The sequence below is a fragment of the Megalodesulfovibrio gigas DSM 1382 = ATCC 19364 genome (assembly GCF_000468495.1).
GTDB lineage: Bacteria > Desulfobacterota > Desulfovibrionia > Desulfovibrionales > Desulfovibrionaceae > Megalodesulfovibrio > Megalodesulfovibrio gigas.
In genome coordinates this window covers 1,323,882-1,337,433 of the sequence record NC_022444.1, presented here as the reverse complement: position 1 = coordinate 1,337,433, position 13,552 = coordinate 1,323,882, and the positions used below count along the sequence as shown (strand labels likewise).

Below are 13,552 nucleotides of genomic sequence, written 5' to 3'. Positions count from 1 at the left end.
CTCCAGGCTATCCAGGCGCCGGCACCAGCCGCGCCACATGATCGAGCACGTCCCGCAAGTCCAGCGGTTTGATCAGGTAGGCCGCGGCGCCCAGGGCCAGGGCCTTTTCCCGATAGTCGCAACGGTCCATGAGGGTATGGATGATCACGGGCACGCTGGCCAGACGGGGATCGGCCTTGATGGCGCGCAACAACGCCATGCCGTCTTCGTCGGCCAGAAACAGATCCAGCAGGATGAGGGCCGGTGCCGCCTCGTGCAGGGCGGCCCAGCATTGGGATGCGTCGGCCGCCGTGACCGGCGCATACCCTCGTTTGGCCAGCAGACGGGCAAGGACATCCAGGGTGGCGGCGTCGTCGTCCACCACCAGGACCATGGAAGCCTGGGGAGCCTCGGGAATTTGCGGTGCAGCGTTCATATGGCAGACGTCCGGGAGTGGCGGCCGATCTCCATGAGTTTGAGCACGGCGCCTTCCACCTGGCCGGCCTCGCCCAGGATGGGATTGCCGCTGATGTTGATGTAATACTCCATGCCATCGTGCATGTACCGGACCACGAACTTGGGCAGGGGGGCAGCGGTGTCCACGATGGAGGCCACGGGGCCGTAATCGCGCATCAGGGGTCGGCCGTCCAGGTCCGTGAGGCTCAGACGTCCGGAATGCAGGTTGGAGCGCAGGAGGGCCTTCTTGTCCAGGAGCAGGATGTCTTCCGCCCCCTTGTTGGCATAGGTGATGTTCCCCTCCACATCCACCATCAGCTGGGCCGCAGGGCTGGATTCCAGAATGGTTTCGATGATCTTGATCTGATTCTTGAGGGCGCGTTCCACTTCCTTCTGGGCGCTGACATCCAGCAAGGTGAGCACCACGCCGTCTATCTCGTTGCGTTCGTTGATGAAGGGCAGCATGCGCAGCAGGAATTGCCGGTTCCCCTCCTCCACCTGACGTTCCACCACCTCGCCGGCGGCCAGCACGCGGTGGGTCTCGGCCAGGTACAGGTTGATGAGGGGGACGGCCAGATCCGAGACCGGCCGGCCCACGTCCTGGGCCAGGATGTTCACCGTGCGGGCCATGGCCGGAGTGAACCGGCGGATGCGCAGGCCCTTGTCCAGGAACAACGTGGCCAGCTCGGTGCTCTCCATGAGGTTCTTGAGGTCCATGTTGACCTTGGTGAGCTCGATGTTCTTGGCCTGGTACTCGGCGTTGACGGTGTTCAGCTCCTCATTGACGGACTGCAATTCCTCGTTGGTGGACTGCAATTCCTCGTTCGCCGCAAGAAGTTCTTCGTTGGAGGCTTGCAGTTCCTCATTGGAGGTCTGCAACTCCTCGATGGTGGCTTGCAGATTCTCCCGGGTAAACTGCACCTCCTGCTCCAGATCCTGGATGCGCTGGGCATAGAGGGCATCGCTCTCCGCCGTGGTCAGGGGGCGCTGGCTGGCTTCGTCGGGCTGGCGGGCGGTTTCCGCCAGCAGCACCAGAAAGTACTTGCCGCCGGCCTTGTTGGCCTGCAGCCAGTCCACCCGCACGTCCACCAGACGCACCTCGCTCCCGTTCTTGACGCGCACCCCCAGATACTCGCAGGGCTTGAGCTCCTTGCGCACGTTGTGCAGAGCAGACGACACGGCCAGGGACAACTCCCGCGGCAGCATGCCCAGCAGATCCAGGTGCACATTGCCCACGGGGAACTCCAGGAATTCCTTTGAATTCCCGAAGGTCTGCACCAGCTCGCGCTCCTCGTTGACCACCAGCAGGGTGGACACCAGCTTGCCGATGATCTCGTGGTAGTATTTCTCGTGCATTTCCGAGCGCTTGTGCGGCCAGGCATCGGTCGAGGCCTGGCGGGGCATGCGCGCCGCGAGGTCCGGCGCCGCCATCATGGCCAGGGAACCCTTGAGCGGCAGCACCCCCTTGCCTGTGTGCTGGTAGACACGGTTGCGGCTGTCCAGGGCCCGGAAGGCGTCTTCCAGGTCGCCCACGGTTTCGCTGATGCCCAGGAACAACGCCCCCCTGGGATGCAGAGAATAGTTGAAGATGGACAGCACGCGCTTTTGCACCACCGGCTGCAGATAGATGAGCAGGTTGCGGCAACAAATAAGGCTGACCTTGGTGAAGGGCGGATCCTTGACCAGATTCTGCAGGGCAAAGACCACCAGCTCCCGGACGCTGCGCTTGACCTGGTAGCCGTTGGGCCGCTTTTCAAAAAACCGGCTCAGGAACGTCACGTCCACATCGGCCACGATGCTTTCCGGGTAGATGCCCAGGCCGGCGATCTCCAGGGCGCTGCGGTCGATATCCGTGGCGAAGACCTTGATATCCAGGGTCGAGTCCAGCTCTTCCTTGCAGTCCTGCAGCAGCATGGCTGCAGTGTAGGCCTCCTCGCCCGTGGAGCAGCCGGCCACCCACACGCGCACGGCGTCGCGGCCTTCCTCTTTGGCGTCCTGGAACAGCTGGGGCATCACCTGGCTGCGCAACACCGCCCAGGCGTCCGGCTCGCGGAAAAACTTGGTGACGCCGATGAGCAAATCCTTGAACAGGGCGAGCACTTCCGGAGGATTCTTGACGATGTACGCCACGTAATCGTCCAGACTGTGCACCTGCACAATGCCCATGCGCCGCTCAATGCGCCGGATGACGGTGGCGGGCTTGTAATGCGTGAAGTCCACCTTGGTTTTCTTCTGCAGCAGCTGGAACAGGCGGGAGAAGCTGTCTTCCGCGTCGTAGTCCAGGGGCTCCTCCCCGGCGTGGGGCGGGTTGGCCACAAAGGGATGGCGGATGAAATTCACCAGGGCCGCAGGCATTTCTTCCGGCGGCAGGATGTAATCCGCCAGGCCTGTGTTGATCGCGCTTTTGGGCATACCGTTGAATTTGGCCGAAGCCTCGTCCTGCACAAAGATGGTGCCACCCTCCTCTTTGACGGCGCGCACGCCGCGGGTGCCATCGCTGCCAGTACCCGAGAGGATGACGGCGATGGCGTGCTCTTTCTGATCCTCAGCAAGCGAGCGCAGAAAAACATCGATGGGCAAATTCAGGGCATGGCGCTCGGGCTGTTCGGAAAGGTAGAGCTTGCCGCCCACCACAATCATGTTTTTCTTGGGCGGAATCAGGTACACGCTGTTGGGCTCGATGGCCATGCCGTCATCTTCCACTCGCAGGACGGCCATATCCGTGTATTTTGAGAGCAATTCCACCATGAGACTCTTGTAATCCGGCGAGAGATGCTGGACCACGATGAAGGCCAGGCCCGTATCGGTGGGCATGCTGGCGAAAAAGCTCTGCAGGGCCTCCAGGCCGCCGGCGCTGGCGCCGATACCCACAATGTAGCAGGGGCCATGCTCGTCCCGCCGAGACCGGGCCCTGCCGCCAATGAGCATGGGAAAATACCGGGCGCTGTCCGTGGCACCTTCTGCGGCAGCCTGTGCCGCATCCTTCGGGCGATTGCCCTGCTGCTGCATCTCGTCCTGATCCATGGTCATCCGCCTGGGTTGATGCGGGCTGGCCCGCGTTGCGCAATGCACGAGTGCGGGCTGGCCGCACAATCTGCGACTCAGCCCAACAGCCTGCCGCAATCCATGCCGGAACGCAACACCGGACACAGGCACAATCCCCCGTGCCCCGCTGGACAATGGCCCGCCGCTATGTTCTCCTGCACCCTGGGGGTGTTGCCTCCCCTGGGATGATGTGGCATTGCGAAGACCTCAAACACTCCGTTTGTGCCGTCCGGCCTTGCACGACGGCGGATGGCGCGCAGGCGGATGTCAATCCGGCAAGGAGTATTATGGCCGTGTTCCGGCGGTTGTCCTCCACGCATCTGGCCTCGCTGCTCGGCATCGCCTTTGTGTCCATGATGACCATGGCCGTCTTTTGGGTCATGGACAAATACGCCACATTCCGCAGCGAGTCGGACGCCATGCGCCAGGCCTACGTGGCGGAAAGCCGCGCTGACATTCGCGCGGAAGTCATCCGGGCCGTGGAGTACATTCAATACAGCATCTCCACCGCAGAATCCCGCCTGCGCAAGGACATCCGCACCAGAACCCTCGAAGCCGTCGCCATCGCCGAGGCCATTTGCCAGGAGCACCACCCGCATGCGGACCCGGAAGAACCCGGCCGGCTGGTCCGTGAGGTCTTGCGACAGATCCGCTTCAACAACGGCCGCGGCTACTATTTTGCCACCCGTCTGGACGGCGTGGAGATGCTTTTTGCCGACCGACCCGAGCTGGAAGGCAAAAATCTGCTGCACATGCAGGATGATGCCGGACGCATGGTCATCCAGGACATGATCCGTCTGGCCCGCGAACAAGGCCAGGGGTTCTATGAATACACCTGGACCAAGCCCGGCGCCCAGGGCAGTTCGCATCGAAAAATCGCCTACATCCACTATGTCCCATGCCTGGACTGGTTCATCGGCACGGGCGAATACCTGGACGACGTGCATGCGGACATCCAGGAAGAAGCGCTGCACCGGCTGGCGAGCCTTCGTTTCGACCCGGGCGGCTACCTCTTCGGCAGCACCACCACCGGGCTGCCCCTGTTCACCAATGGACAGATCACCCGGGGCGGTCCCGCCATTCTGGACCTGCAAGACCCGCACGGTGCGTTCATCATCCGCGACCAGATCGCCGCCGCCGCCAACCCCGAGGGCGGCTTCACCGAATACAGCTGGCGCAAGCTCACCGGGCAGACGCCGTCGCCCAAGGTCTCCTACGTCCGCGGCGTCCCGGAATGGGGATGGATCATTGGCGCGGGGTGTTATGTGGATGACGTGGAATACGCCATTGCCAACAAACAACAGGCGTTGTTGGACACCATGCGCCGGGGGCTGCTGCATGTGGGCCTGCTGCTGCTGGCCGTGCTTGGGCTGGCGGCCCTCATGGCCCGGCACCTTGCCCGCGGGGTGCGGCAGCATTTCGAGGTGTTCGGCGCGCACTTCGGGCAGGCGGCCCAGGTGCGGCTGCCCCTGCGCGAATCCGCCCTGGTGTATGCGGAGTTCCGCACCCTGGCCCGCGAGGTCAACGCCATGATGGCCCGGGAAGCCCAGGCCGAGCAGGCCCTGCGGGAAAGCGAAGACGCCTTCCGCCGGCTGTTCGAGGGTTCCTCGGACGCCATCCTGCTCATGAAGGACAACCGGTTCGTGGAGTGCAACCAGGCCGCCCTGACCATGCTGGGGGATGTCTCCAGGCAGGCCTTTCTCGACTCCACCCTCACGGACATCTCACCCGAACAGCAGCCCGACGGCCGCCGTTCTGCAGAAGCCGCCGCGGAGCATGTGGCCGCTGCCTCCAGCAAAGGCTCCCACCGCTTCGACTGGCTGTGCCGCCGTGCGGACGGCTCCCTGTTCATGGTGGATGTGTCCCTGGTGCCCATCACCCTGCATGGGGACAGCATGCTCCACGTGACGTGGCGAGACGTGACCGCCCGCATTCTGGAGCATGACCAGCTGGAGCAGGCCGTGGCCGACCGCACCCGCGAGCTGCAGGACGCCAACGCCCGGCTGCTGGCGCTGGATCAGCTGAAGTCGAGCTTTCTGTCCACGGCGTCCCACGAGTTGCGCACGCCCCTGACCTCCATCCTCGGCTTTGCCAAGCTCCTTCGCCGCGACGCCGCCCGGCTGGGCGACACCCTGGCGGCAAGTCAGTCCCAGGCATGCGGGCTGGCCAACCGGATGGTGGATAACGCCGCCATCATCATCAGCGAAGGCCTGCGCCTGACCCGGCTCATCAACGATCTGCTGGACCTCAACCGCATTGAATCCGGCCGCATGGAATGGCATGATCGCCTGGTGGATGTGGCTTCCCTGGCCCGTGAGGTGCTGGATTTCATGCGCGGCCAGCTGGATGCGCATCCCGGGGTGGCCCTGTCCGCCGCCATCGACGACGACGTGCCCTCCCTGTGGGTGGATCCGGACCGCATCAAGCAGGTCATCCTCAACCTGCTGACCAACGCCTTCAAATTCGCCCCGCAAGGCTTGGTGGAACTGCAGCTGCGCAGCGATGGCGAGGGCGGCGTGGTGCTGCAGGTCCAGGACTCCGGCCCCGGCGTGCCTCCGGAAGAACAGGAACGGATTTTCGAGAAATACCACCAGGGCCAGACCGCCATCACTGACGCCAAGCCCCAGGGCGCCGGCCTGGGCCTGGCCATCTGCCGGCAGATCGTGGAGCACTATGGCGGCCGCATCTGGGTGGAATCCGCACCGGGTCGCGGCGCCGCGTTTATCGTCGCCCTGCCCAGCCAGCCGGCACAATAAGACGACTTATTCCCGAACGCGTTCTTCGGAGAAAGAACCTTTCCAAAGATTTTTTATTGTGATTCAAGGTCACTATTAAAGTTTTGGAAGNGGAGAACCTTTTGCAAAAAGGGTTCCCCTCTCGCACTGTCCTTTTTCAAGGCTAAAATGCTCTAGCGTTTCCTGGCCCAGTGCACCGCGCTCAGGTGGCTTTTCTGCAAAACCTGCATGTGCTGCGCCATACCCGACGCGTTTCCTCGCGAAATCACGTGCAAATCATCGCGCCCTCCCTGCTAAAGGGCACTTCGCACATGAGGGGCGACTCTGTCAGAAGGGACCTGCTGCGCGTTTACTGAGCAATGTCTCCAGAAGTTTCAGGACACAATTATTTCGGGAAAAGCCCTTGGCCAAAACACCAGCACATGATACCCATGACAATAGTCCAAATACTCCATGCCTTGATTCTGCTTTTTCTTTGACCATGATACCAGTTGCTCCCGGACATCCCGGCGCTCTCTTGCAGATGCCGCCAGACGGTCCAGACTGCCGGGAGCACTTCCGCCTAACTGTCCACACAATAAGGAGAACATATGACATTTCAACGCTCATTCAGCAAACAGGAGCAGGAGATTCGCAGTCATTTCCGTGAAATGCTGAGCAAGGCCGAATCGGTGGAGGACGTCAAAAAGTTTTTGTATCAGACTGTACGCGATCTCCTGAAAAGCATTTGCGACTCAATACCCGAGGACATCAATATCCCTGATGTGCAGCTCAACCTTGAGCAAGGCAATGGGTATCTGCTCTCGGACAGACTTATGGATGGAGCCGGGCTTCATCTCCTGATGCAGGAATCTGATCTTGATGCAATTTTGCATAGACTGTCAGAGCAGGCCTGGAACCGATACCGCCATTTAGAAAAAAATCCTGCGAAGACGGAAAGCAAAATCTACCCCATCCCAGGCATCTGATGTACCTGCAGTCTGGTTGGCATGCCTGGCTGTGATGATGTATTCGCGTCACCGCGCACTTGGAGCCCACCAACAAAGCCTGAGAGCATTGCCAGAGCACGCCCAGGAACACAGGGCCAGACTGGCCCCGGCACTGCATTCGTACTGCATGCGCAGGGCGCGGGACGCGGCATCTGGCCCCGTTACGCCTGGGCTGGCTGGCGGGGTTCCGTAAGGGAAAATCCTTCGCCAGACCGTATTCGAGGCCGCATCTTTCCATTGCCGCGCAGACCTCACCGCTCATCAGGGCTTTCCCTTGCGGGCTCCTGCGCTCAGGATGCCGGCGCCAGCATGCGGCGCGCAAGTCGCGAGCGAACATTTAATTCGAGCATACATAAACGTACGTAACGACACTGGGCCACAAGAGGCATTATGCATTCGAGGTGATGAACGGGTAATACTCCACATCATCCCTAAACATATGCTGCATCACAAGATCATGTATTATATATTGCAACACATCAACCGTCTGAATTGGCTGGCTAGAGTGATCGCGCATAAGCGACATGCACCGTTCCAACAAGCGCTCATGTTCTGCAATATGAGCGTCTACATTTGGAAAACCAATTTCAGTTAAAATTTCCTCTTCATATTTGAAATGTTGCGCCACATGCAAAAGAAGTGTCGAGATACGTTGCGTCAATTTTTCGGTGTCATGTTTGGAAAAAGCAACCTTGAGAATATCGTTGGCAAGGGCGACAAGAAACATATGTTGCTCATCAATGCCTTTATTTCCAGATGAGTAGCCGTCGCGCCAAGAAATTTGTATTGCCAGTTTGCCTGCATGGTCTCCCAAAGAGTACGGAACGTCCGTCATGTCCTTGAACGCTACGCGGTTCCTCCCTTCGTTCTTTGCTCGGTACAGTAGCGCATCGGCATATTTCACAACATCACTTGGCAACGTCCCAGGGTCACACGACAGTGAAACAAGGCCCACACTCACGGTGACAACAGTGGAAACCAATGAGGTGCTATGGTTGATGGAAAGCTCTTCAATGGATTTACGGATGCCTTCTGCAACGCTGACTGCACCAATCAGATCGGTTTCCGGCAGAAGGCAGGCAAACTCTTCCCCGCCATATCGTGCGGCAAGGTCCGTAGGACGCTTGAGGCTATGCGATATGGCAAACGCCACGCGCTGCAGGCACTCATCGCCCTGTACGTGCCCATATGAGTCATTGAAGTTCTTGAAGTAGTCGATATCGAGCAAGATAACCGATAGCGTGGCATGGTTGCGTGCATGCCTGCTGCATTCGCTCGCCAGCACGGCATCGAAATGACGCCTGTTTGAGATCTTAGTCAGACCATCCTCATTGGTCATTGCGGCAAGCTTTTTATTCGACTCCTCAAGCGCAATCTCCATCAGTTTTCGTGTGGTAATATCCTCATGGGCGACGACAACATGCTTTGGGCCATCTCCCGGAAACGGCGTGACCCTTCCCACAAACCATCGCTGCAGACTGTCAGAGTGACACGAGTACTCCGTGGTGAATATATGTTGCTTCCCAGACAATACGCTTTTTATTCCATCTGAAAAATTCAATGCGTCTTTGGCACATGCTGCGGAAGAGTCGTCACACACTTTTATATAATTCATCCCGTTAAAGACTGCGGGGGACTTCATCCCATTGGAAACTGCGAAATCCATCCAGGCCTTGTTGACGAGGATGATGTCCCCCTGCTCATTCAACAGCGCGATATTTGCGGAAAGTCCATTCAAGGTAGATTCAAGAAATAACTTTGACTTCTCCAGTTTCGCTGTAAGATTTTGATTGACCAGAACAATAAGTCCAAAGGTCCAAAGCGTGCTTATGATCATGAGCATCAGATAAGAAACAATCAATGGCGTTGGCTTGGTAAAGAACACGGCATGGGAACCCGACAAAAGATCTGGAAGTGATAGAAACAGCAGCCATGCCACGTTGAATCCGAACAGGAGCTGCAAAAATCGTGATGCAGTGTTACGGGCACCGATTCTCGCATGATGAAGCGCACAGATGGACAACAGTGAAAACAAGGCAAGGGCCAATGAAACAACGATCCTCCTGCTCGCCAAACTATACACCACACTTGTATAATACAGCACGAAAACAAGCGCGAGCACGTTTATTGCAAAGATTTTGTATAGATGTATTTTCTTGTTCTCAAAGCGATAGACGCCAACACAGATGAGCGACATGCCAACGACAAAGGACATATTGTAAAAAATTACAATGAAATTATGAAACAACTCTATGTCGCGAAAAAAATTTACCAAAAAACCAAGAGACATGCAGGCGCTACCGCAAGTCCACCAGAGAAGACCATTCTCAGAACGATTTATTCTGTACTGCATATAAAATGCTACACACTGCAAGCAGCTGAGAATCCCAAAGCAGAGCGCGAGTGTTTTGGCGTCCAGTGTGTTGATGCTAAAAAAACCCATTATGGTAGATCCTTGCTCGCAAGACGTAATGCACGGAGGCCTGTTGGTTGAGCAATCTGAAGAGTCCTCGCTACCTTTGAACCACAATTTTTGATGGTGCTCAACCAATAATTGTCACAAGAACCACCAACCTCCTCAGTCTCTGCGGCTTGGATTGTGGATTGCTCTAGTGTTGCGTCCTCAAAATATGTCCATATATGAAAGACGCAACACTGGGCCGTCTGCAAGGCGATCCCGGAGCCGCAGGCTTCGTGAGTCCGCCAAGATCCACGCATCTTGGCGGCCGGTCCTCCCCGAAATAAAATGATGGAGACATCGTCTTATTTCGGGGACGTCACACTAGGATCTCCCGAACGCGCTGCGTTGATTCCCAGGGGAAGGCGCATGTGCACTGACGCTGTTGTCAGACTTCATTTCATGGATGAGCCGCTTAAGCACTTGGGCCTGATTGGCCAGCTCATTCACTGCCTGGGCAGATTGCCGCATCGCTTCAGACGTTTCGATCGATACTCTATTGACGTCTTCAATACTGCGATTGATTTCCTCGCTGGCCGAGGACTGCTCTTCCGATGCGGTAGCCATGGAGCGGATTTGATCGGTTGTCCTTTCGGCTAACGCAACAATCTCTTGCAATGAACTCCCGGAATTCTTTGCCAGCCCGGTGACTTCCTCGATATTTCTTCCAATCTTTTCGACATTTTCGATATTCTGTCTGGTGCCATCCTGAATGCCACGGATCGCCTCGCCGACTTCCTTTGTCGCCGTCATCGTTTTTTCAGCCAGTTTTCGCACCTCGTCAGCCACGACAGCAAAGCCGCGTCCCGCCTCACCAGCCCGGGCAGCTTCGATGGCGGCATTCAGGGCCAGCAGATTTGTCTGGTCTGCGATATCAGAAATAACATTCATAACTTGCCCGATACCTTCAGCCTGTCTGCCCAGGCTGCCCATGTCTGTCTTCATCGCCTGGGATTGGTGCTGGACGCGCTCGATCCCCTGCACAACCTTGCTGACGACCTGAGCGCCTTCAGCCGCCTTGCTCTTCGCTTGATCTGCGGTGCCCGCGGCGCTGGCGGCGTTTTTCGCAACCTCCAACACGGTTGCGTTCATTTCTTCCATCGAGGTTGCCGTTTCGCCGATACGATGCGCCTGCTGCTCGGCGCCGCTGGTCGATTGTTCAATTTGCGCAGACAGTTGTTCCGAAGCGGATGTGACAATCTCCACGACGGATTCGAGTTGCTGGGCAGCGCGAAGGATGTCGTCCGCTTTGCCCTGGGCTGTCTTCGTGGCTGCTTCCGCCAGGGCCTTCGCTTCTCGCGCCTTCTCTGTTTCTTCCAGCGCCTCTGCGGACTTGCCGTCAGCTTCAAGAATTTTGCGTTTCAGATTGGCGACCATAAGCTTGAGGATGGCATAGACCCCGCCCTCCCCCTTGTGGTCCTTGAATTGGATATCCATCTCGCCAGCCGCAATCCTGCTGGCAACTTCATATAAGTACCCAGGATCTTCCCCGAGTTGGTTAAAGAGCTTCCGGGTAATGAGCACCGACAGCCCTGCGCCGAGCAACAAGGCAAACAATGTGCCTATCACTATTGATTTTTTTGTAAAATTTACTGTCCCTGCAGCTTCAGTGGCCCGCGTCACGAGTAATCCGTCCTCGACTGCAATGATGTCCGCGAGAATGGAGCGCATAGTATCCATCAACGTCTTTCCAGACCCTTGCTCCATCATACTGATCAGACTATCCATGGTCCTGACGTGCTTTGCGGCCTCTTCGCGCGCAGCAATTTCAGGCGTTGCAACTTTTTCTATCCATTCCTGCTGCAGGCGCTGCAATTTTTCCCAACGCTGAACCTGGACGGGGTTGTCGGATGTCAATTTTTTCCCTTTCACAATCAGTTCAGAAAAACCCCTTTCACCATTTTTGAATGGCTCCAGGTAGTTTTCTTTTCCTGTGATGAGAAATCCGCGGACCCCAGTCTCCATGTTTAACAACTCTTGAAGTGCACCTGAAGCGGTTTGGATGACCTCGTGGGTGTGTTCGACCCATCTGGAGGTGGTCACAAGTGAACCAATGTTGATATATGTAATCGAAGACAAGACAAGCAATAACGCCAGGAGCGTGCCAAACCCGAGCCCCAATCGTGTTGTTATCTTCATTTCTCTGGCCATCCCGCCCCCTGTACATGGATTCAGTGTCTATCGATACTATACCACGGACAACATGTATCAACGAGAATCATCCCCGTCAACACGGTATAAATTCCAATACGTCTGGGGGCCGTGGCGGATTGCTCTAGGATTTTCTTGAACACTGAACGTGACGTACACGGCAGCGCCCTGGAAGTGTCTGAGAGAGACGGCAGCGAGTGGCCCGGGCGGCTTCGGGTCAGGCGCAACGCCATGCATGCTGGCCCTGCCCATGTTCCGCCAAAACAAAAGGGGCTGCGAAATACTTCGCAACCCCTTGAAATCTAATGGTGGGCAATACAGGATTCGAACCTGTGGCCTTTGGCTCCGGAGGCCAACGCTCTATCCAACTGAGCTAATTGCCCAAGAAAGAAATCCTTTAGCGCATCAATGGCGGGACGTCAACTGCTTTGCCGCGACGCAGGCTGCACGGCCGCGCCAATCATGACGGCCACGCCAATCATGACGGTCGCGGCGGGAACCTCCAGGCCCTGTTGCCATATTCCCGCATTTTTTGTATGCTTTTATGGCCAATTCCAGCCAGCACTGCAGCCGCAAGGAGCCGCCATGGCACGCTTTCTGTTTGTCCTGTCCCGCGGGGCGGAAGACCCCACCCGCTGCGTCCGGTGTTTTCAGTTCGCCAAGATCGCGGTGGAAAAGGGGCACGAGGTGACGGTGTTCCTGGTGGACGACGCCGTGCAGCTCTGCCATTTGAGCATCACCGAACGCATCAAGGCCCCCACCGGCGACGAATGCCTGCCCTACCTGCGCCTGCTGCAGGACCGGCAGGTGCCCCTCCTGGTGTGCAAGCCGTGCGCCGAGGCCCGGATGATCGGCGAGGATGACCTGCCCCAAGGCTTCCGCATCAGCACCGGGGCTACCCTCATCGACCTGGCTGCCGAGGCCAAGGTGTTCACGTTCTGACACAGCAGGCCGTGGGGTGCTGAAAATGTCCGCCCCCACGGCCTTGCCATGGCATGGCCCGCGGTGTATGGAGGGGCCGGGTCTGCAGTTCACCCAGGCGTCGCTGCCCCGCACGGGGTGCTAAACCTGCCCGTTTTTCTTCGACACCCACTTATCCGGTGCCATGTCGTAAGCCAGCGACCATCGACCTTCCCCACGAAGCGGCACGCACGCGAGGATAGGTGATGTCCAGAATCGAATTCCCCTTTGTGGCCAAGGATGTTTCCGCCCTGGCCAAGTCCCTGAATCGGTCCCTGCTCAAAACACTGCAAGAGAACGGCCATGCGCCGAGCCATGTCCAGTTGCTGAACATGCTGGTGCAGTCCGTCGGGTACAAGAACTTCCAGCATTTCCGGGCCCAGCACGAGGCCCAGGCCCAGCTGGCCAGCCCGCCGCAGGCTCCGGCCCCCGTGGATCACCTGCTGGTGGCCCGCGTGGCCCGGCACTTTGACGCCGCCGGCAACCTGACGCGCTGGCCGGGCAAGGCCACGCATCGGCAACTGTGCCTGTGGGTGTTCTGGTCCAGGATTCCGGCCGGCAGCGTGCTCACCGAGGTCGCCCTCAACGCCCTGCTGACAGCGCATCATCTGTTCGGCGACCATGCCCTGCTGCGGCGGGAACTGTTCGACCACGCGATGGTCACGCGCACGCCAGACGGCCGCGAATATCGCCGCCTGGAGCGCCGCCCGCCGCCGGAAGCCGTGGCCCTCATCCGACACATGACCGCCCGCCGGGCAGGCTAGCCCGCATATTGCATG

At 58.2% G+C, this 13,552-nt stretch carries 8 protein-coding genes and 1 tRNA gene; 4 read left to right on the top strand and 5 right to left on the bottom strand.

Annotated elements, in window-relative coordinates; genetic code table 11:
* Positions 1 to 7: 7 nt before the first annotated feature.
* Together DGI_RS05900 and DGI_RS05895 are read right to left on the bottom strand one after the other, a co-directional pair.
* A complete protein-coding gene (locus DGI_RS05900; protein WP_021759882.1) occupies positions 8 to 415 on the bottom strand; it encodes a response regulator in 408 nt (135 codons plus the stop codon).
* Positions 412 to 3,459, bottom strand: a complete 3,048-nt coding sequence (locus tag DGI_RS05895; protein ID WP_158407294.1) for a chemotaxis protein CheB — start codon at positions 3,457 to 3,459, stop codon at positions 412 to 414. Before DGI_RS05895 ends, DGI_RS05900 begins: the two co-directional genes overlap by 4 nt.
* A 308-nt stretch (positions 3,460 to 3,767) precedes the next feature.
* Here DGI_RS05895 and DGI_RS17020 point away from each other — a divergent pair, with 308 nt between their 5' ends.
* Together DGI_RS17020 and DGI_RS05885 are read left to right on the top strand one after the other, a co-directional pair.
* Entirely contained in the window at positions 3,768 to 6,236 is a 2,469-nt protein-coding gene (locus DGI_RS17020) for a cache domain-containing protein (protein WP_021759880.1), read from the top strand.
* A 569-nt stretch (positions 6,237 to 6,805) separates the two neighbouring features.
* On the top strand, positions 6,806 to 7,183 hold the full coding sequence (locus tag DGI_RS05885) for a hypothetical protein (protein WP_021759879.1): 378 nt from the start codon (positions 6,806 to 6,808) through the stop codon (positions 7,181 to 7,183).
* A 409-nt stretch (positions 7,184 to 7,592) separates the two neighbouring features.
* Here the strand turns inward: DGI_RS05885 and DGI_RS05880 are convergent, their stop codons facing one another.
* The 3 genes from DGI_RS05880 to DGI_RS05870 all read right to left on the bottom strand — a co-directional run bounded on the left by DGI_RS05880 (position 7,593) and on the right by DGI_RS05870 (position 12,196).
* Positions 7,593 to 9,647 (bottom strand): diguanylate cyclase, encoded by a 2,055-nt coding sequence (locus DGI_RS05880; RefSeq protein ID WP_021759878.1) that lies wholly within the window; start codon positions 9,645 to 9,647, stop codon positions 7,593 to 7,595.
* Positions 9,648 to 9,986: 339 nt separating this feature from the next.
* Positions 9,987 to 11,813, bottom strand: a complete 1,827-nt coding sequence (locus DGI_RS05875) for a methyl-accepting chemotaxis protein (protein WP_081696854.1) — start codon at positions 11,811 to 11,813, stop codon at positions 9,987 to 9,989.
* Between the two features lie 306 nt (positions 11,814 to 12,119).
* Positions 12,120 to 12,196: transfer RNA gene (locus tag DGI_RS05870), tRNA-Arg, on the bottom strand.
* 202 nt (positions 12,197 to 12,398) lie between these two features.
* Here DGI_RS05870 and DGI_RS05865 point away from each other — a divergent pair.
* Together DGI_RS05865 and DGI_RS05860 are read left to right on the top strand one after the other, a co-directional pair.
* Positions 12,399 to 12,755, top strand: coding sequence for a DsrE family protein (locus DGI_RS05865; RefSeq protein WP_021759876.1), 357 nt, complete (start codon positions 12,399 to 12,401; stop codon positions 12,753 to 12,755).
* 224 nt (positions 12,756 to 12,979) lie between these two features.
* Entirely contained in the window at positions 12,980 to 13,537 is a 558-nt protein-coding gene (locus DGI_RS05860) for a DUF2087 domain-containing protein (RefSeq protein ID WP_021759875.1), read from the top strand.
* Positions 13,538 to 13,552 lie beyond the last annotated feature (15 nt).